Origin of the sequence: Pseudactinotalea suaedae, from assembly GCF_009733815.1 — a bacterium.
Taxonomy (GTDB): domain Bacteria; phylum Actinomycetota; class Actinomycetes; order Actinomycetales; family Beutenbergiaceae; genus Pseudactinotalea; species Pseudactinotalea suaedae.
This window is the reverse complement of sequence record NZ_WNXY01000007.1, coordinates 231,627-249,926: the sequence shown is the minus strand read 5'-3', so window position 1 is coordinate 249,926 and position 18,300 is coordinate 231,627. Positions and strand designations below refer to the sequence as shown.

The following is an 18,300-nucleotide window of genomic DNA, read 5'->3' as shown; positions in this document are numbered from 1 at the left end:
GTGCGCCCGCTCAGTCGCGGACGGCGGCGACCGCCTCGATCTCGACAAGCTGGTCGTCGTACCCCAGGACGGTGACGCCGAGCAGCGTGCTCGGGACGTCGTGGTCGCCGAAGGCGTCACGAACCACCTCCCACGCGGTCACGAGGTCGGCCTGCTGCGTCGATGCGACGAGCACGCGTGTGCTGATGACGTCGTCGATCTCGGCCCCGGCAGCCGCCAGCGCCGTGCGCAGGTTCTCGACGCACCGGGCGGCCTGGGCCGCGTAGTCACCGATACCGACGGTCGCTCCGCCCTCGTCGAGGGGGCACGAGCCGGCCAGGAAGATCAGGCGCGAGTCCGCCGGAGCGGTGGCGGCGTAGGCGTACTCGGCCACGTCGGACAACGAGCTGGAACGGATGAGGGTCACGGCTGTGGGCATCGTCCACCTTCCGGTGTCGGTTCTGGGACGTGTCGCGTCGCTGTGCGGACGCGCCCGGCGCGCTCGGCTCCGCGCCGGAGGGCAACGAGCCTGCTGGATCCGCGCCGCACGACGCAACTCCTGCGCACACCGCAGGCTGGACGGCGCAGCGACCGCCCGATCCTTGACGCGCAGGACAGAATCGTCATCGATGAGCGATGACTGGGAGAGCGTCTCGCGCCGGCGGATGGCCCACCAGGGGCTGACGGCGCCGCTCGGCTCGGTGGCTCAGGTCCCGGACGCCGTGCGCGCGATGTGCGGCGCGCACGCTCAGGTCCAGTCGGCTGCCGAGCACTCGATCGCGCGGCGACTCGAGGGGGTGACCTGCGCCGATGTGCAGGCATCGCTCTGGGAACGCCGCGAGCTGGTGCGCACCTACGGCCCGCGTGGCACCGTGCATCTGCTGCCCGCTGCTGACCTGCACCTGTGGGTCGGTGCCTTGACCGCGCTCGACGGCGGTACGTCGCGTCAGGCCGTCGGCGTGCGTCTGGACGAGGGTCAGGTCGACGACGTCGTGGCCGCCGTGGCGGCTGTGCTCGCCGACGACGAGCTCACCCTGACAGAGCTGGATGCCGCGATCGGGAAGACGTTGGGTGCCTGGGCGGTCGAGGAGACGATGCCGGCGTTCGGGACCTTCTGGCCGAGGTGGCGGCAGGCCGTCACGGTCGCGGCCCATCGGGGTGCGCTCTGCTTCGGGCGGCCGCGCGGCCGCGCCGTCACCTATACCTCACCCGCCGCGTGGCTGCCGGGCTTCCAGCCCGCACCCGCCGAGGTGGCGGTCCCGTGGCTGGTCGCGAGCTACCGGGCCGCCTACGGTCCCTCCGAGCCCCGCCACCTCGCCAGGTGGTTGGCCACCAGCGAGAGCTGGGCGCGCGCGGCGTGGGCGGCTGCGAGCGGCGGCTCCGAGCAGGGCGCACCGGCGGCCGTCGACCACGATCGGCAACCGGCGGTCCCCGAGGTGGTGCTGCTGCCGTACTTCGACGCCTACGTCGTGGCCGCGCAGCCGCGCGAGCAGCTGTTCCCAGGTCGCGCGGCGGAGCGGGCGCTCGCCGGCAGCCAGGCGGGCAACTTCCCGGTGCTGCTGGTGCGCGGTGTCGTGGCCGGGGTGTGGCACGGCAAGCGCTCGGGCGCGAGGATGGACGTGCGGGTCGAGCCGCTGGAGCCGCTCGCCGCAGGTCTGGATGACGCGCTCGCGGACGAGGTGGCGCGGATCGGCGAGATCGTGCAGGCTCGCGCCGAGCTGACGATCGGGAACATCACGGTGGGGCCACACGCATGAGCGAAGGAGCGGCAGTGAACGGACAGGCAGCGGAGGTTCGCGAGGTCACGGTCGAGGGCGGGTGGCCCGCGCTGGAGATGGTGACCGCCGGCGCGCGGGTGCAGCTGATCCCGGAGCTGGGGTGCGACATCGTGTCCTTCGTCGACGCTCGCACCGAGGTCGACGTGCTGTGGCGCGTCCCCTGGGGGATCCCGCCGCGCAGCACCGGCCCGTTCAGCGCCCCGACCGAGACCGAGTGGGGCGAGCGGTTCCCCGGTGGCTGGAACGTGCTGTGCCCCAACGCCGGCGCGGCCACGCCGGCACCCGGTGGCACCACCTGGGGGTTCCACGGCGAGGCCGCGCTGCTGCCGTGGACGGTCATCGGCACCGGTGTCGAGGGCGAACGGGTGTGGGCAGAGCTGGAGGTCGGGCTGATCCGGGCACCGCTGCGGCTGCACCGGCGGCTCGAGCTGATCGGCAGCGCGCTCGCGGTCACCGAGACGCTCACCAACCTCGCGCCGGTCCCGATCGAGGTGATGTGGTCGCAGCACCCCTCGTTCGGTGCGCCGCTGGTCGCCGCGGGAACGCGGATCGAGACCGGCGCCGGCGTCACCGAGACCGACGACACGATCGCCGACGGCGACCTCGCCGCGGGGCAGCGGTCCACGTGGCCGCACGCACCCGCGCAGGACGGCTCCGCCGTCGACCTCTCGAGGATTCCGGACTTCCCGACCCACCGCCTGGTCTACCTGTCCGAGTTCGAGACCGGGTGGGCACGACTGGTCAACGACGCGATCGGGCTGGCGGCGCGGTTGGAGTGGGACACGAGCGTCTACCCCAGCGCGTGGCTGTGGCAGGAGCTCGGCGACACCCCCGGCCACCCGTGGTGGAAGCGCGCCTACGTGTGCGCGATCGAGCCCGGCACCACCTACCCCGGGCAGGGCCTGGAGGTGGCGAAGACGAAGGGTGGCACGCCGTTGCGCCTCGCAGGCGGCGAGACCCGCACCGTCACGGTCGGGCTCAGCACCGAGGCGCCCTGAGGGTCACCGCCCCGCGACCTGACCGACGACCTCGAGCAGCCCGAGGATGCGCTCGCTGCCATCGGGAGGACCGTCCTCGGAGACCCCGCAGACGCTCACGCGCGTGGCCCCGACGGCGGTCAGCGCCGCGATCTGCTCGCTGAGCTCGTCGGCACCGATCGTCACAGGGACGGACAGGAACGAGACGACGTCGAGCTCGGCGTCGATGCCGGCGTCCCGCCGGGCCTGCTGGGCGATCGAGATCGCCTGCGCTGCCCCCTCGGTCCCGGTGCCACCGGTGAGGATGATGCCATCGCCGATCTCCCCGGCGAGCGCCAGGGTCTTCGGGCCCTCGGCGCCGACCAGCAGCGGCACGTTCTGCGGCGGCCAGCTCAGCTGCACGTCGTTGAGGTTGACGTACCGGCCCTCGACCGTGACGTTCTCGCCCTCGAGCAGGCGGCGCAGCGCGGTTCCGTACTCGCGCAGCAGCGTCAGCGGAGAGGCCACCCGGGCACCGACCTGGCCCATCCAGTCCAGCACACCGTGCCCGATGCCGGGCAGCAGCCGCTCGGGGAACAGCCGCGCGAGCGTGGCGATCTCCATCGCGGTGAGGGCGACGTTGCGCAGCGGCACCGGGAACAGGCCGATGCCGACCCGGAGGTGCTCGGTCCAGGCGAGCACCGCACCGGCCGGTGCCATACCGCTCTCCTTGAAGCAGTCCTCCCAGAGCCACAGCTCCTCGATGCCGGCCGCCTCGGTGGCGAGCGCGATCTCGTGGAGCCGCTCCGGCGGCTGGTCCGGCGGGAAGATGAGTCCGATGGTGGCCATGCCGAGCAGGTTAGGCGATGGCACCGACACCGCGCCGCCCCATGCGCGCGAGCAGCCGCTGCTGTCGCGTGGCACCGGGGCCGGGCTCGATCGGCTCGGCGCAGATCCCGTCGGCGTAGAGGTGGTCGCCGAAGCCGTCGATGCTGGTCTCGGTCTGCGCCAGCTCGTCCTGGTCCCAGACGACGTCGACCCCGATGGCGGCACCGATGTCCCACCGGTGCACGACCATGTCGAAACCGTAGAAGCGGGCCAGGGTGGCGCCGAGAGTGGTGGGCCCGAAGTACCCCTCGAGGTGGGTCTCGCCGATGCCGTCGGCCAGCAGCGCGCCGACCTGCGCGACATGCTGCTGCCAGCGTTCGATCGGCTCGGTGGCGGTCAGCTCGGGCATCGTGGTGTGGCGGCCGAGGAAGTCGCGCTGGGTGGTGATCATGTGCTCGACGACGTCGGCGCCGTCCCAGCCCTCGCACGGGCTGGGTCGGTGCAGCGACCGGCTGTCGGTGGCGTGCAGGAGGCTGGTGATGCGGTCGGCGAGCGTGCGGTACTGCAGGCTCAGCAGGTCGGCGTTGTCCGTGTGGTTCGTGGTCGTCATGATCACGACCGTAGAAGGGGCAGAGAGGAGGGGTCTTGTCGAAACCCGACAGGCTGAACGACGTCGAGCGTGCGCACCTGGTCGACCCTGCTGACGACTCGTTCCGGATCGCTCGTCTGGCGCCCTCGCCCGCGATGGCGTCGCTGGTGCGCCGCTTCTGGATGCCCGTGTGGTCGGTGCCCGGCGGCGGCGTCCGCACGCAGCAGGTGCTGCAGTACCCATGCGCGCTGATCGTCGTCTCCCACAGCTATGCCCGGTTCTACGGCGTCGCCTCCGGCCTCTCGCGCACCGACCTGGAGGGCACCGGGTGGGCGTGCGGGGTGATGCTGCAGCCCGCGACCGGGCACCTGCTCACCGGCAGGTCGATGCGGGAGCTCCGCGACAGGCACGTGCCGCTCTCGGACGTGCTTCCCGGCGGCGAGGCCCTCGTGACCCGGGTGCGGAGGACCCTGGGGCCCGATCCTGGCGACGGCGAGCGGCAGCGCGCCGCGGCGGGCCTGCTCGAGGCGGAGCTGGAGCACCTGCTGCCGATCGGGGAGCAGGCCCAGCGCGTCAACGACGTCGTCGCCTACGTCGAGGGCAAGCCGGACCTGGTGCGTGTCTCGGGTCTCGTGGAGGCCTTCGCCACGACCGAGCGCTCGTTGCAGCGTCTGACCGGGCGCTGGCTGGGGCTGACACCGCGCTGGCTGGTGCAGCGCCGCCGGCTGCACGAGGCGGCTGAGCGGCTGCGGCACCACGAGGTCGACCTCGCGCGCGTCGCCGCCGATCTCGGCTATGCCGACCAGGCCCACTTCACGCGCGACTGGCGGCGTGTCACCGGGATGACGCCGGGCCGGTTCGCTGCGCGTTTCGCAGCGCCGGACGAGCGTCGTCCCCGGGTCGCTCCCGCCCGCGATCGGGATCGCTGAGGCTACCGAGGTGCGGCAGCCCGACGATGCAGGGCCGCGACGGCCTCGACAAGGCTCGGCACGGGCCCGAGGACCGTCACCTGCGGTGCGACCTCGTGGGCCCGGAGCGGCGCCACCGGCCCGGCAGGCAGTCCCAGTGAGGCTCGCAGCTCGACCAGCTGTGGCGTCGACATCGCGAACACCAGCCTGCCGATCCCGCCCACCCGTGCGCCGCGGCGCACATCGGGCAGTGCTCGCCCGAGGTGTACAGGGTGGCGTCGGCCCGCTCGGCGGCAGACAGGTTCCGCGCCGCCCACTGAGCCAGCACCAGCTCGGGGTGCTGGGTGGCGTCGCCGTCGCTGACCTCGCGGTTGCGTCCCTCGGCGCGGATGGCACCAGAGCCGTCGACCAGCACCGAGCCGAAGGGTCCGTCACCATCGGCGAGCGCCTCCTCGGCCAGCTCGACGCAGCGCGCGAGCCGGCGCCGGTCCTCTTCGGTAATTCCGCCGTCCATGCGTTCTCCTGGTTCCCCTGCTCCTGGTTTCCCGATGAGCCTAGGCAGTGAGCAGGCCGAGCTCGTCCTCGCGCGCCGGTTCCCCAGCGCTCCCGAGAGTGGGGACAGCCGCGAGGCCGTTCCCCGGTGGGAGGACATCGGTGGGTTCGTGGTGAGTGACCCCGATGGCGTCGGTCACGACGTCGGCCAGTCGGCCACGGCGTTCGTAGGCCTGCCGCTGTCGATCGGCCCCGGTCCCGGTGCTGAGGATCCTCTGCAGGGACTCCCAGACGTAGGTCGCGTCCCCCGCCTCCTCCAAGGCGTCCCGGACATGGTCGTAGAGCACGCCGATGACACGCCGTGCGGTGTCCGGCCGGTGGGTGATCGGATCGAGCAGGTCGCCGCGGATGCCCCACCTGCTGGCCAGGAAGGTCCCCTGGCGCAGGATGATGGCCGGAACCATGTCCGGTGCCTGTCCGGCCTCCCGTTCTCGGGCAGCCGTCTCCACCAGCGCCCGCACCAGGGCGGCGATCATGACGGTGTCGCGCGGATCGAGGCAGACATCGGACACCCGGATCTCGACGGTGGGGTGGCGGGCGGAGATGCGCGCGTCGAAGTCCGGGTTGATGACCACCCCGGTGCCCGACAGGTCCGCCACCATCCTCTGGTAGGCCCGCGCCGAGCCGAAGACCTCCGTGGGCCCGGCGCTGGACCACCGGTTCCAGGCCTGGGTGCGGAAGCTGGCATAGCCGCTGTCCGTGCCGTTCCAGAACGGGGAGCTGGAGCTCAACGCGATGAGCGGCGCCAGCCAGGACCTGATGCGGTCCAGGATCGCGACCCCTTCCTCGTCCGAGTCGACGGACACATGGACGTGGCATCCGCAGGTCAGCTGTTCACGTGCCGTCAGAGCAAATCGTTCCAGCAGCACGTCGTAACGGTCGTTGCTGGTGGCATGCGGTCTGACCGCGAGCGGGGACGTGGCGAGCGCAACGATCCTCGCGCCCGCCCTGCGGGCCAGCGAGTCGGCGTAGGAGCGGCCCGCCACGATCTCGGCGGCGAGTCCGCTCAGGCTGCTGTGCGGATGCGTGATGACCTCGAGCTGTTCCTGGTGCATCTCGACAGTCACCGTCGGGTTCGGAGAGAGATGCACCTGGTCGCCCGGGTCCTGGTGGCGCAGCAGGTCTGCGGCGAGGGGCAGGGGACTGCCGTCGTAGGGATCGACGATCAAGAACTCTTCCTCAACACCAAGGGTACGCATGTGCTCAGTGTCGACGATGAAAGCGTCGGCGGATCACGCTTGGCAAGGCCTGCCGAACCGGGCTGCGGACGCTAGCTCTCGTTGCCCTCACGGCTGGCGAGCAGCCGCCGGAAGCTCGAGAGCCGCGCCTCGCCGGCCGCTCCCGCGGCCCCGGAGGCCACCCAGGCATCGAGCGCGCAGTCCGGTGCGTCGGCGGCGTGCGTGCAGCCGCGGGGGCAGGCCTCGGCCACGTCGTCGAGATCGGCGAACGCCCGGATCAGGTCGTCGGGCTGGATGTGCGCCAGCCCGAAGCCGCGCACACCGGGGGTGTCGATGACCCAGCCTCCCTCGGGCAGCGCCAGCGCGACCGCCGAGGAGGAGGTGTGCCGTCCCCGCCCTGTCACCTCGTTGACGCCACCGGTGTCGCGCAGCGCCTCGGGCACCAACGCGTTGACGAGCGTCGACTTGCCCACGCCCGAGTGCCCGATCAGCACCGACACCCTGCCCGTCAGCCGTTCGCGCAGCGCCTCGATGCCCTCGATCGTGCCCTGCCTGATCACCGTGGCCAGCGCGGGCACGTCGAGCGCCGCATACTGCGCCGCGAACGGCGCCGGGTCGGCGAGATCGGCCTTGGTCAGGCACAGCAGCGCGTCCATCCGGGCGTCGAACGCGGCCGCGAGGCAGCGGTCGACCATGCGCGGCCGGGGCTCGGGGTCCGCGAGCGCGGTGACCACGACCAGCTGATCGGCGTTCGCGACGAGCACCCGCTCGACCGCGTCGTCGGTGTCGTCGGCGGACCGCCGCAGCGTGGTCGCCCGCTCGTGCACCCGCACCACGCGGGCGAGCGTGTCCGGGGCGCCGGAGGTGTCGCCGACCACGTCGACCCGGTCCCCGACCACGATCGCGGCCCGACCCAGCTCGCGTGCCTTCATCGCTCGCACCCGCGGGCCGTCGTCGAGCAGGACGTCGTAGCGGCCGCGGTCGACCACGAGGACCATCCCTGGGATGGCGCTCACGTGCTCGGGGCGGTGCTTGGTGCGAGGGCGGCTGCCGCGCCGGTTCGGGCGCACACGCACGTCGTCCTCGGCGTCGCGTTGCAGGTCCCGCGTCATGGTCTCAGCGCGCCCCGAGCATGTCGGCCCACATCTGGGGGAAGTCGGGGAGGGTCTTGCTCGTGGTCGCGATGTCGATGATCTCGACACCCTCGACGGCGAGACCCACGACGGCGGCGAACGTCGCCATCCGGTGGTCGTGGTAGGTCTCGACGACGGCGCCGTGCAGCCCGCCGCCCCGGATCAGCAGACCGTCGGGCAGCTCCTCGGCATGGCCGCCCAGCCGGTCGATCTCGGTGACGAGAGCGGCGAGGCGGTCGGTCTCGTGGCCGCGGAGGTGGGCGATGCCGGTCAGGCGGGACTCGCCGGGCGCGAGCGACGCCAGCGCGGCGATCGTCGGCGCGAGCTCGCCGGCGAGCCCGAGGTCGACCGTGATCGGGCGTACCGAGCCGGTGCCGGTGACCGACAGGACGCCGTCGGTGAGGTCGGTATCGGCGCCCATGCGGCCGAGCAGGTCGGGAAGCAACGCCCCCGGCTGCGTGGTCGCGCCGGGCCAGTGCGGCACCCGGACGGTGCCGCCGGCGACGAGCGCGGCCGCCAGGAAGGGTCCGGCGTTCGACAGGTCCGGCTCAACCACGACCTCGCCGCCGGCGATCGGGCCGGGCTCGACGCGCCACTTGCCCGGTGCGATGTCGTCGACGTCCACACCGCGCTCGCGCAGCACCGCGATCGTCATGTCGATGTGGGGCTGGCTCGGGAGCACCTCGCCCACGTGGTGCAGCGTCAGCCCGGCCTCGAACCGGGGGGCCGCGAGCAGCAGGCCCGAGACGAACTGGGAGGACGCCGAGGCGTCGATCTCGACCTCGCCGCCCACCACGGACCCGGCACCGTGCACCGTCACGGGCAGGTGACGGGGCTCGCCGCCGTCGGCGGAGGTGACCCTCACGCCGAGGCGGGCCAGGCCCGCGAGCACCGGACCCATGGGCCGCACTCGTGCGGCCGCGTCGCCGTCGAGCACCACGGGGCCGTCGGCGAGCGCGGCGATCGCGGGCAGGAACCGCATCACGGTGCCGGCGAGGCCGCAGTCGATCTCGGCGGGCCCGCGCAGCGGCGCGGGGGTGACGCGGACCGTCGTGCCGCCGTCGGCGACCTCGATCCCGGTGCCCAGCGCGCGCAACGCCGCGATCATGAGGTCGGCGTCGCGCGAGCGGAGCGCGCCGCGGATCGTGGTCGGCTCGGTCGCGAGCGCCGCGAGCGGCAGCGCCCGGTTGGTCAGCGACTTCGATCCGGGCACGAGGACGGTCGCGTCCAGCGGCGCGTGCGCGCCGGGGGCGGGCCAGGCGGCGGTAGTCAGCACCCGCCCAGGGTAGTCATCCCGAGACCGTCAACGATCAGGCGGCCTGCTTGGCGGCCTTGACCTCGGCCTTGAGCTCGTCGCGCAGCTGGACGAGCTCCTCGCGGTGCTCGCGCCAGTTGTCGTAGCGCCATCCGATCGACGGCTTTCCCTCGCGGTCCTCGGCCGCGAAGATCAGGCCGCCGAGCAGCGCGGCGCTGCGGAGCAGGCCACCGAGGTGCTCCTGCCGCTCGGCACCGGTGCTGGCCCACGCGGGGTGGCGAACGATCGCCGTCGGGACCGTGATCACCGCGAGCGTCGCTGCGGCGACGCGCGGTGCCTTCCCGGTGGCGAGCAGCACGCCGGCAGCGATCTGGACCGCACCGACCAGACGGGTCAGCGTCCTCGGGTCCGTGGGCAGGCCCGGCACCTTCGCCCCGGCCTTGGCGAGCGCAGGGGCGAACGGCTGGGCCTTGCGGGCGTGCTCCTCGGTATGACGCAGCGCGTCGACGCCGTCGAGGATGAAAGCCGATGCCAGCAGCGGGCGTGCGAGCGCACGAAGAGGACTCATGTCTCATTGCTACAGCACTGCGGGCCACTTCGGTAGCCGAAGCGTCGCCGGGAATTCCCGAGACGTTCCTCGACGTTGAGCCGGACGTGACAGCACTGACCACGACTGCGACCGATCGGGCCCGTGCCGAGGCGCCGGCACGGCCCGGCTGCCCTGGTACCGCCGGCCGGCCGGCGCCCAGCGGCCCCCCGGCGCGGCGAGGTCGCCGACGCAGACTAGGCTCGTCGGTGATGGCAGATCAGGGTGAGGGACCAGGCGTGATCGCCGAGAGCGACAGCGCCGATCTGGAGCGCGCACCGGAAGAGACCACCGCCGAGCGGGACCAGCGGTTCGAGGACGAGGCGATGCCTCTCATCGACCAGCTGTACGGCGCCGCGCTGCGCATGACGCGCAACCCGAGCGATGCCGAGGACCTGGTCCAGGAGACGTACGCCAAGGCGTACGCCGCGTTCCACCAGTACCGCCCGGGGACGAACCTCAAGGCGTGGCTGTACCGGATCCTCACCAACAGCTTCATCAACTCCTACCGCAAGAAGCAGCGGGAACCGCTGCAGTCCAACGCCGACGACATCGAGGACTGGCAGGAGCACCGCGCCGCCTCGCACACCTCCACCGGGCTGCGCTCGGCCGAGGCGGAGGCGCTGGACCAGATCGGCGACGACGTCATCAAGCAGGCCCTCGCCGATCTTCCCGACGACTTCCGGATGGCGGTGTACCTCGCCGACGTCGAGGGGTTCGCCTACAAGGAGATCGCCGAGATCATGGACACCCCGATCGGCACCGTGATGTCACGGCTGCACCGGGGCCGTCGCCAGCTGCGCACGCTGCTGGCCGACCACGCCCGTGACCTCGGTCTGGTCAGGGAGGGACGATGAGCGACCAGCCCAGCGAGCGGTGCCAGTGCGAAGAGGCGCTGGACAAGCTCGAGGAGTACCTGGACTCCGAGATCGGCGAGCTCGACGGCCACCGGCTGCGCGCGCACCTCGAGGAGTGCACCTCGTGCTTTGGTGAGGCCGAGCTCGAGCAGCGGCTGCGCGCCGTCCTGCGCCGGTCCTGCTCCGAGGTCGCACCCGAGACCCTCCGTCTGCGTGTGCGCACCGAGATCACGGTGATCCGTGCCCGCACCTCCGGGGCGGGCTGACAGGGATCGGAGCTCGTGCTGGGCTGACCAGCTGCATGGGGCGTGCCAACGGTGGCTGTCCACGTGCAGCACTACCAGTGTTCCTGCGGCTCCTCGCGGTCTCTGGGTGGGCGCGACGCACAGCCCGCTGTCACGACGGCGGTCCTGCACGCTCGGCTGCGGCCCGGCCTCGCGCGTGGTTGCGCATGCACGTCCACCGACCGCGTCGGTGACCTAGCGCCCACGTCCCCGCAGTGGCGGTGGGTTAGGGCCCACCGAAGGGCTTGCGGTGGGCCCTAATTCACCGGTACCTCGCGGGTGTGGGCGCTAACTCACCGGTGCTGGGCGGGGGTGGGCGGCAAGTCACCGGCGGAGCCCGCGCCACCGTTGAGCTCCTCGCGTTCGTCGTAGGCTGGCTGGGTGCGCAGTGTCTACGCGGCATCCCAGGATCCTGACGACCCGCTCGCCGGGCTGAGGATCGGCGAGCTCGAGCCCGAGGTCCCGCCGGACTGGGTGTGGGTGCAGGTTCGTGCGGCGTCGCTGAACCACCACGACCTGTGGAGCCTGCGAGGTGTGGGGCTGCCGGGGGACCGGCTGCCGATGGTGCTGGGCACCGATGCCGCAGGCATCGCACCGGACGGCTCGAAGGTGCTCGTCCACGGTGTGATCTCCTCGCGCGGGTGGGAGGGCGACGAGACCCTCGACCCGCGGCGCACGCTGCTCTCCGAGCTGCACCCGGGCACGCTCGCCGAGCGGGTGGCGGTGCCGGCGAGCAACCTGGTGCCGATGCCGGAGGGGATGTCGTTCGCCGAGGCCGCGTGCCTGCCGACCGCGTACCTGACCGCCTACCGGCTGCTGTTCCACGCCGCCGACGCACGCCCGGGGCAGCGTGTGCTGATCCAGGGTGCCGGCGGTGGTGTCGCCACCGCTGCCGTGCTGCTCGCGCGTGCGGCGGGCCTGCACGTGACCGTGACGTCGCGGTCCGCCGCCAAGCTCGAGAGGGCGCTCGACCTCGGTGCCCACGACGCGGTGGCCGGCGGTGAGCGGGTGCAGCCGGTCGACATCGTGATCGAGACGGTCGGGGAGGCCACGTGGGGGCACTCGCTGCGCTCGCTGCGTCCCGGCGGCGTGGTGGCCGTGGCCGGAGCGACCTCGGGACCCGCTCCCTCGGCCGACCTCAACCGGGTGTTCTTCCGCAGCCTTCGCGTCGTGGGCTCCACGATGGGAACCCGGGCCGAGCTCTCCCGGCTCGCCGCGATGATGAAGGCGAGCGGTGTGGCGCCCGTGATCGACACCACCTCGGACCTGAGCTCGGACAGCGCCGTCCGCGCCGCCTTCGCGCGGCTCCTGGACGGGGAGTCCTTCGGCAAGATCGTCCTCACCTCGGAAGGCACGGCCTCATGACCACCATGTCCCGCATCATCACCGGCCCCGACACCGTGACCAGCGACGACGGCGCCTCCGTGCGCGTGCAGCTCGTGGGCGGCGCATTGGAGGTGGTGCCGCGCGACCAGCCCGGGGTGGTCGTGGAGGTCACCGAGATCGTCGGCCAGCCGCTGGAGATCGCCACCGAGGCCGACCGCGTCAGCGTCGGCTACCCCTCGATCGGCTGGGACGGCTGGATCAAACGGCTGACGTCCACCGACACCCCTGACCGTGCGGTCGTGCGGCTGCACGTCGGCTCCGGCGTCAGCCTGTCGGCGGCGACGGTCAGCGCGCCGGTGGTCGTGAGCGGCAGCACCGGCGATGTGGACGTCTCGACGGCGTCCGCACCCTCGCGGCTGGTCCGCACCACCGGGGCCATCAAGCTGCGCACCGCCTCGGGGAGCGTCGAGGTCGAGGACCATAACGGCCCGGTGAACGTGAGCGGGGCCTCGGGTGTGCTGCGGGTCGACGGTGAGCTGCCACGGGCCGCGGTCACCTCGGTCTCCGGTGACATCCACGTGCGCCAGCGCGGCGGCGCGTCGCTGCTGACGCTGACGACGGTCTCCGGCGACGTCGGCGTCGTGGTGCCCACGCAGGCGCACCTGGAGCTCGAGGTCCGTGGCGTCGCCGCGCGCGTGAAGGTCGACGGGCGTGAGCGCAACAGCGGCTTCGGCGTCACGCGGGTGGACGAGGCGGGATCGGGGGACCGCGTCATGGCGACCGTGACGACCGTCAGCGGCAACGTCACGGTCGAGCGCTCCACCCCATGGTCGCCACCGCTGCCGCCCGGCGACGTGCAGGACGCATGAGGGGGCCGCTCCCGCACGACGAAGGGCCGGGCGGCGTCGGTGTGACGCCGCCCGGCCCTTGTCGGTGCTGGGTCAGCTGGCCTGCGCGCGCAGGCTGAATCCCGTGCCCTCGGGGGTAGCAGCAGCGTCGAGCTCCTGCGTCTCGAGCAGGGTGGCCGTCTCGGTCGGCATGAAGACGCGGGCTCCCGCGCCTTCGACGACCTGGTCACCCGTCTGGGGCTCGGGGGCCAACGACATCTGCAGGCCGTCCTGGGTCTCGTCCATCGCGAGTCGGACGCCGCCGGTCTCGGGGAGCCCGGCCTGCTCACTGAGGGAGCGGATCGCGGTCTGGGCAGTCTCGGTGATGCTGAGCATGTTCAGCTCTCTTTCGCCTTGGCTGTGACGCTGACGAGCAGCACGCTGCACTGGTCGCGTTGCGCCTCGGACACATCCACCGTCACACAGACCGGCCCGACGGGCAACCCGGCGTGTCGCGGCGGCGCACCGTGTCAACCCCGGTGTCACGAGCTGAGACCGGCCGGGCTCCTCAGATGCCGGAGCGCCGTCGGGCGCTCACGAGGCGTCCGGGTCGTCGGCGCCGATCCAGTCGTGCCACCCGTTGTGGAGCACGAGCCAGGCGAGGAGGCCGTACCCGGCCTGCCCCGGGTGGATGCCGTCACCGGCGGCGACGTCGGCGAGCCACTGCTCGTGGGCGCGGAGCGGCTCGAAGGTCTCGGCGTAAGGGACCCGACGGCGTTGGCAGACGTCCGAGTAGGCACGGCTGAGCTCGGCCAGCGCCGACTCCTCCACACCGGGGCGTGGCGGTGGCCCGACCACGAACGCCGGGATACGGCGGTTCGCCGCGTCGTCGAGGACGTTCGCCAGGTTCAGCCGGCTGCGCGCGAGCGAGATGCCGTGGTCGAGATCGGCCGAGCCGAGCGACACCACGAGCCGGTTGTCACCCGGCCCGAACCTGCGGTTGCACTCGGTCTCCCACCGCGCGGAGAGCTGCGTGGAGGTCTCGCCCGGCACCGCGAGAGTGTAGACCTCCAGCGTCTCCGGTGCTGTGGTGCGGCCGATGACACGGCCGACCCACCCCATCCCGCGCGGGTCACCGACGCCGGCGGCGAGCTCGTCGCCGACGACGGCAACTCGCCTGCTCACCGTGCGAACGCCTGGGCGATGATCTCGTCCTGCTGGCTCTTGTGCGCCTTGCCGGAGCCGGTCGCCGGGGCGGCCGCGGGCCTGCGGCTCGCGTGCTCGAGGTCGCGGCCGGCGAGCTCGGGGGTCTTGAACCGCATCTGGTAGGACACGTAGGACCAGGCGCCCTGGTTGCTGGGCTCGTCCTGCACCCACATCAGCTGGGCGTCGTCGGGGTACCGCGACAGCTCGGCCACCAGCTCCGCGGCCGGGAACGGATAGAGCTCCTCGAGCCGCACGATCGCCGTCTTCTCGTCGCCCGTGCTGCTCCGCTTCGCGCGCTCGGCCAGCAGGTCGTAGTAGACCCGCCCGGTGCACAGCAGCACCCGGTCGACGTCCTGCACCCGGTCCGCGGGGACGTGCGCGTCACCGATGACCGGCTGGAAGGTGCCCTCGGTGAAGTCCTCCACCGAGGAGGTCGCCGCCTTCAGCCGCAGCAGCTGCTTGGGCGTGAAGACCACCAGCGGCCTGCGCGGCCGCTGGTAGGCCTGGCGGCGCAGGAGGTGGAAGTAGTTCGCGGGCGTCGAGGGCTGTGCGACCACCATGTTGTCCTCGGCGCACATCTGCAGGAAGCGCTCGATGCGTGCGGAGGAGTGGTCCGGTCCCTGACCCTCGTAGCCGTGCGGCAGCAGCAGCACGACCGACGAGCTCTGGTTCCACTTCGCCTGGGCGGAGGAGATGAACTCGTCGATGACGATCTGGGCGCCGTTGACGAAGTCGCCGAACTGCGCCTCCCAGAGCACGAGCGCGTCGGGCCGCTCGACCGAGTAGCCGTACTCGAAGCCGAGCGCCGCGTACTCGCTGAGCGAGGAGTCGTAGACCCAGAACTTCGCCTGGTCCGCCGACAGGTAGGTCAGCGGCGTCCACTCGGCACCGGTCTGACGGTCGTGGAACACGGCGTGCCGCTGCACGAACGTGCCGCGGCGGCTGTCCTGGCCGGCGAGGCGCACCGGGGTGCCCTCCATCAGCAGCGACCCGAAGGCCGCGAGCTCGCCGAAGGCCCAGTCGATGTCGCCCTGGGTGGACATGGTGGACCGGCGGTCCAGGAGCTGCTTGAGCTTGTTGTGGACCGTGAAGCCCTCCGGCGGGCGCACGTGCGCCTCGCCGATGCGCTCGAGCACCCAACCTGGCACGGCGGTCTGCCACCCGACCATCATCCCGGCGTCCTCCTGCTGGGACTCCGGGACCTCGAGGCCGGCGACCTGGTCACCCTTCTTGACCGAGTCCTGACGGGACTCGGTGAAGACCCGCTCCAGCTCGCCCTGGAAGTGCTGCAGGGCCTGCTTCGCCTCGTCCTCGGTGATGTCGCCGCGGCCAACGAGCGCCTCGGTGTAGAGGGTGCGGACGCTGCGCTTGTTCTCGATCAGCCCGTACATGACCGGCTGGGTCATCGAGGGGTCGTCACCCTCGTTGTGACCACGGCGGCGGTAGCAGACCATGTCGATAACGACGTCGCGGTTGAACTCCTGCCGGTACTCGAACGCGAGCTGGGCCACGTGCGCCACGGCCTCGGGGTCGTCGCCGTTCACGTGGAACACCGGGACCTGGAGGCCCTTGACGACGTCGGTCGGGTACAGCGTGGAGCGCGACGACGAGGCGCCGGTCGTGAAGCCGATCTGGTTGTTGATCAGCACATGGATGGTGCCACCGGTGCGGTAGCCGCGCAGCATGCTGAGGTTGATCGTCTCCGTGACCACACCCTGACCCGCGAACGCGGCGTCGCCGTGGATGAGGATCGGGAGCACCGAGAAGCCGCCGCCGCCGAGGTCGATGCGGTCCTGCTTGGCGCGGACCACGCCCTCCAGCACGCCGTTGACGGCCTCGAGGTGGGAGGGGTTCGCCGCGAGGTAGACGCGGGTCTTCTCACCGGTGAGCGAGGTGTACTCGCCCTCGGTGCCGAGGTGGTACTTGACGTCGCCGCTGCCCTGGACCGTCTTGGGGTCCTGGTTCCCCTCGAACTCGGCGAAGATCTGGCCGTAGGACTTGCCGGCGATGTTGGCGAGCACGTTGAGCCGGCCGCGGTGCGGCATGCCGATGCCGACCTCGTCGAGCCCCTCGTGAGCAGCCGCCTGCAGGATCTGGTCGAGCAGCGGGATCAACGACTCCCCGCCCTCGAGGCTGAAGCGCTTCTGCCCCACGAACTTCGTCTGCAGGAAGGTCTCGAAGGCCTCGGCCTGGTTGATCTTGCGCAGGATCTGCTGCTGCACCTGCGGCTCGGGCTTGTTCCAGCCGGACTCCAGCCGCTGCTGCAGCCAGCGCCGCTGCGCGCCGTCGTGCAGGTGCATGTACTCCGAGCCGATGGTGCGGCAGTAGGAGTTGCGCAGCAGCCCGAGGATGTCGCGCAGCGGCAGCCTCGGCTTGCCGCCGAAGCCGCCGGTGGGGAAGGAGCGGTCGAGGTCCCACAGCGTCAGGCCGTGGTTCTGCACGTCGAGGTCGGCGTGCTTGCGCTGACGGTAGGCGAGGGGGTCGGTGTCGGCGATCAGGTGACCGCGCGAGCGGTAGGCGTGGATCAGCTCGAGGATGCGGGCCGGCTTGCCGAAGTCGTTGGCCGGGTCGACGTCGACGTCGGTGGTCCACCGCACCGGCTCGTACGGCACCCGCAGCGCCGCGAAGATGCGGTCGTAGAAGCCGTCCTCGCCGAGCAGCTTGCTGTGGATGACCCGCAGGAACTCGCCGGACTGGGCGCCCTGGATGATGCGGTGGTCGTAGGTGGAGGTGAGGGTCATCACCTTCGAGACACCCATCCGCGCGAGGTTCTCCGCGGACGCTCCCTGGAACTCGGCGGGGTAGTCCATCGCACCGACGCCGATGATCGTGCCCTGGCCCTCCATCAGGCGCGGCACCGAGTGCACGGTGCCGATCGTGCCCGGGTTGGTCAGCGAGATCGTGGTGCCCTGGAAGTCCTCGACCGTGAGCTTGTTGCCACGCGCGCGCTTCACCACGTCCTCGTAGGCACGCCAGAACTGGGCGAAGTCCATCGCCTCGGCGCCCTTGATCGCGGGCACCAGCAGCTGCCGGGTGCCATCGGGCTTGGCGAGGTCGATCGCCAGGCCGAGGTTGATGTGCGAGGGGCGCAGCACGCCGGGCTTGCCGTCGACCACGCGGTAGCCCGCGTTCATCTCGGGCATCTCCATGAGGGCCTCGACGAGCGCGAACCCGATGAGGTGGGTGAAGCTGACCTTGCCGCCGCGACCGCGTGCCAGGTGGTTGTTGAGCACGATGCGGTTGTCGACGAGCAGCTTGGCGGGGATGGCGCGAACGCTCGTGGCGGTGGGGACTGCCAGCGAGGACTCCATGTTCGTGACCACGCGCGCCTGCGGGCCGCGCAGGCGCTGCAGCTCGTCATCGCCCCCGGTGCTCAGCTCGCGGCGTCGCGGGGCGGGCTGGGTGTAGGGCGCTGTCGGACCGACGGCCTCGGGCGCCACCGGCGCCGGCTCCTCGACCAGGGTCTCGGCAGCGTGCGAGGACTCGTCGACCGGGGCGGGCGGCGGCGGCACGGGCTCGGCGGAAGCGGGGCGGGTCGATGCCGCCGGCTGCTTGGCCAGCGGCTGCTCCTGGCGTGGCTCGGGCGGGGTCTGTCCACCGCCGGCCTGGGGCGGGCTCGCCGGCGGCTTCGCCTGCGCCGCGGGCACCGTGGCGGGCGTCTTCGCGGCCGGCTGCTTCGTCGTGGCGCTGCCTGCGTGGGCACCGACGCTGCCGTTCGAGGCCTGCTCGGACTGTTCCGGCGGCGTGTAGTCGGCGAAGAACTCCCGCCATGACTCCTCGACCGACTCAGGGTCGTTCTGGTATGCCTCGAACTGAGACTCGATCAGCCATTCGTTACCGCCGAAGGTGGCAGCGCCGGAGTGCCCGGTAGCCCCTTCGCCAGCGGTCGGTGCGGACACGCGGTGTCGCCTCTTCCCTCAACCTGCATGTGGACAAGTACGTCCTACCCAGCGTGTCACAAACTGGCTCCATAACCCGCACCGAGAGGCCTGTTTCGGGCCGTCGTGGGCCAGATTCACCGGCTCGCGCGCCGCCGAGTCAAACGGCGGTCAACCTGG

18 protein-coding genes are annotated in these 18,300 nt (G+C 71.9%); 7 read left to right on the top strand and 11 right to left on the bottom strand.

The annotated features are described in order from the left end of the window. Nucleotides 1-10: 10 nt before the first annotated feature. On the bottom strand, nucleotides 11-418 hold the full coding sequence (locus GPA04_RS12800; RefSeq protein WP_156224562.1) for a RidA family protein: 408 nt from the start codon (nucleotides 416-418) through the stop codon (nucleotides 11-13). A gap of 190 nt (nucleotides 419-608) precedes the next feature. Here GPA04_RS12800 and GPA04_RS12795 point away from each other — a divergent pair, with 190 nt between their 5' ends. Then, nucleotides 609-1,736: a DNA glycosylase AlkZ-like family protein gene (locus GPA04_RS12795; RefSeq protein ID WP_156224561.1), complete on the top strand. Its 1,128-nt coding sequence runs from the start codon at nucleotides 609-611 to the stop codon at nucleotides 1,734-1,736. Between the two features lie 14 nt (nucleotides 1,737-1,750). After that, entirely contained in the window at nucleotides 1,751-2,755 is a 1,005-nt protein-coding gene (locus GPA04_RS12790; protein WP_162458602.1) for an aldose 1-epimerase, read from the top strand. Nucleotides 2,756-2,758: 3 nt separating this feature from the next. Here GPA04_RS12790 and GPA04_RS12785 read toward each other — a convergent pair whose 3' ends face one another. Together GPA04_RS12785 and GPA04_RS12780 are read right to left on the bottom strand one after the other, a co-directional pair. After that, nucleotides 2,759-3,562, bottom strand: a complete 804-nt coding sequence (locus GPA04_RS12785) for an LLM class flavin-dependent oxidoreductase (protein WP_156224559.1) — start codon at nucleotides 3,560-3,562, stop codon at nucleotides 2,759-2,761. Nucleotides 3,563-3,572: 10 nt separating this feature from the next. Beyond that, nucleotides 3,573-4,151 (bottom strand): maleylpyruvate isomerase family mycothiol-dependent enzyme, encoded by a 579-nt coding sequence (locus tag GPA04_RS12780; RefSeq protein ID WP_156224558.1) that lies wholly within the window; start codon nucleotides 4,149-4,151, stop codon nucleotides 3,573-3,575. 35 nt (nucleotides 4,152-4,186) lie between these two features. Here GPA04_RS12780 and GPA04_RS12775 point away from each other — a divergent pair, with 35 nt between their 5' ends. Continuing rightward, the gene (locus GPA04_RS12775) at nucleotides 4,187-5,059 is read left to right on the top strand and encodes a helix-turn-helix domain-containing protein (protein ID WP_241680767.1); all 873 of its coding nucleotides are present in this window, start codon (nucleotides 4,187-4,189) and stop codon (nucleotides 5,057-5,059) included. 76 nt (nucleotides 5,060-5,135) lie between these two features. Here the strand turns inward: GPA04_RS12775 and GPA04_RS12770 are convergent, their stop codons facing one another. The 5 genes from GPA04_RS12770 to GPA04_RS12750 form a co-directional block, all read right to left on the bottom strand. Next, nucleotides 5,136-5,552, bottom strand: coding sequence for a nucleoside deaminase (locus GPA04_RS12770; RefSeq protein WP_366464685.1), 417 nt, complete (start codon nucleotides 5,550-5,552; stop codon nucleotides 5,136-5,138). Between the two features lie 40 nt (nucleotides 5,553-5,592). Next, on the bottom strand, nucleotides 5,593-6,789 hold the full coding sequence (locus GPA04_RS12765; protein ID WP_156224557.1) for a carboxylate-amine ligase: 1,197 nt from the start codon (nucleotides 6,787-6,789) through the stop codon (nucleotides 5,593-5,595). Nucleotides 6,790-6,860: 71 nt separating this feature from the next. After that, the gene (gene rsgA, locus GPA04_RS12760) at nucleotides 6,861-7,880 is read right to left on the bottom strand and encodes a ribosome small subunit-dependent GTPase A (RefSeq protein WP_156224556.1); all 1,020 of its coding nucleotides are present in this window, start codon (nucleotides 7,878-7,880) and stop codon (nucleotides 6,861-6,863) included. A gap of 4 nt (nucleotides 7,881-7,884) precedes the next feature. Continuing rightward, the gene (aroA, locus tag GPA04_RS12755) at nucleotides 7,885-9,177 is read right to left on the bottom strand and encodes a 3-phosphoshikimate 1-carboxyvinyltransferase (RefSeq protein ID WP_156224555.1); all 1,293 of its coding nucleotides are present in this window, start codon (nucleotides 9,175-9,177) and stop codon (nucleotides 7,885-7,887) included. Nucleotides 9,178-9,211: 34 nt separating this feature from the next. Beyond that, complete coding sequence (locus GPA04_RS12750; RefSeq protein WP_156224554.1) at nucleotides 9,212-9,724, bottom strand: DoxX family protein; 513 nt, start codon at nucleotides 9,722-9,724, stop codon at nucleotides 9,212-9,214. 95 nt (nucleotides 9,725-9,819) lie between these two features. Between GPA04_RS12750 and GPA04_RS12745 the strand changes: the two genes are divergently transcribed. The 4 genes from GPA04_RS12745 (at nucleotide 9,820) to GPA04_RS12730 (ending at nucleotide 13,078) form a co-directional block, all read left to right on the top strand. Then, nucleotides 9,820-10,599, top strand: coding sequence for a sigma-70 family RNA polymerase sigma factor (locus tag GPA04_RS12745; protein WP_436277912.1), 780 nt, complete (start codon nucleotides 9,820-9,822; stop codon nucleotides 10,597-10,599). Continuing rightward, nucleotides 10,596-10,865 carry a mycothiol system anti-sigma-R factor gene (rsrA, locus tag GPA04_RS12740; RefSeq protein ID WP_156224552.1) on the top strand — a complete coding sequence of 90 codons (270 nt, stop codon included), beginning with the start codon at nucleotides 10,596-10,598 and terminating at the stop codon, nucleotides 10,863-10,865. The genes GPA04_RS12745 and rsrA overlap by 4 nt, the downstream gene beginning before the upstream one ends. A 399-nt stretch (nucleotides 10,866-11,264) precedes the next feature. Next, nucleotides 11,265-12,248 carry a zinc-binding dehydrogenase gene (locus tag GPA04_RS12735; protein ID WP_156224551.1) on the top strand — a complete coding sequence of 328 codons (984 nt, stop codon included), beginning with the start codon at nucleotides 11,265-11,267 and terminating at the stop codon, nucleotides 12,246-12,248. After that, the gene (locus GPA04_RS12730) at nucleotides 12,245-13,078 is read left to right on the top strand and encodes a DUF4097 family beta strand repeat-containing protein (RefSeq protein ID WP_156224550.1); all 834 of its coding nucleotides are present in this window, start codon (nucleotides 12,245-12,247) and stop codon (nucleotides 13,076-13,078) included. The genes GPA04_RS12735 and GPA04_RS12730 overlap by 4 nt, the downstream gene beginning before the upstream one ends. Nucleotides 13,079-13,150: 72 nt before the next feature. Here the strand turns inward: GPA04_RS12730 and GPA04_RS12725 are convergent, their stop codons facing one another. From GPA04_RS12725 to GPA04_RS12715, 3 genes are all read right to left on the bottom strand, one after another. Next, nucleotides 13,151-13,432 carry a hypothetical protein gene (locus GPA04_RS12725; protein ID WP_156224549.1) on the bottom strand — a complete coding sequence of 94 codons (282 nt, stop codon included), beginning with the start codon at nucleotides 13,430-13,432 and terminating at the stop codon, nucleotides 13,151-13,153. 198 nt (nucleotides 13,433-13,630) lie between these two features. Further along, nucleotides 13,631-14,221 carry a GDSL-type esterase/lipase family protein gene (locus GPA04_RS12720; protein WP_277754304.1) on the bottom strand — a complete coding sequence of 197 codons (591 nt, stop codon included), beginning with the start codon at nucleotides 14,219-14,221 and terminating at the stop codon, nucleotides 13,631-13,633. Continuing rightward, nucleotides 14,218-18,141, bottom strand: coding sequence for a multifunctional oxoglutarate decarboxylase/oxoglutarate dehydrogenase thiamine pyrophosphate-binding subunit/dihydrolipoyllysine-residue succinyltransferase subunit (locus tag GPA04_RS12715; protein ID WP_156224548.1), 3,924 nt, complete (start codon nucleotides 18,139-18,141; stop codon nucleotides 14,218-14,220). The genes GPA04_RS12720 and GPA04_RS12715 overlap by 4 nt, the downstream gene beginning before the upstream one ends. Between the last annotated feature and the right edge of the window lie 159 nt (nucleotides 18,142-18,300).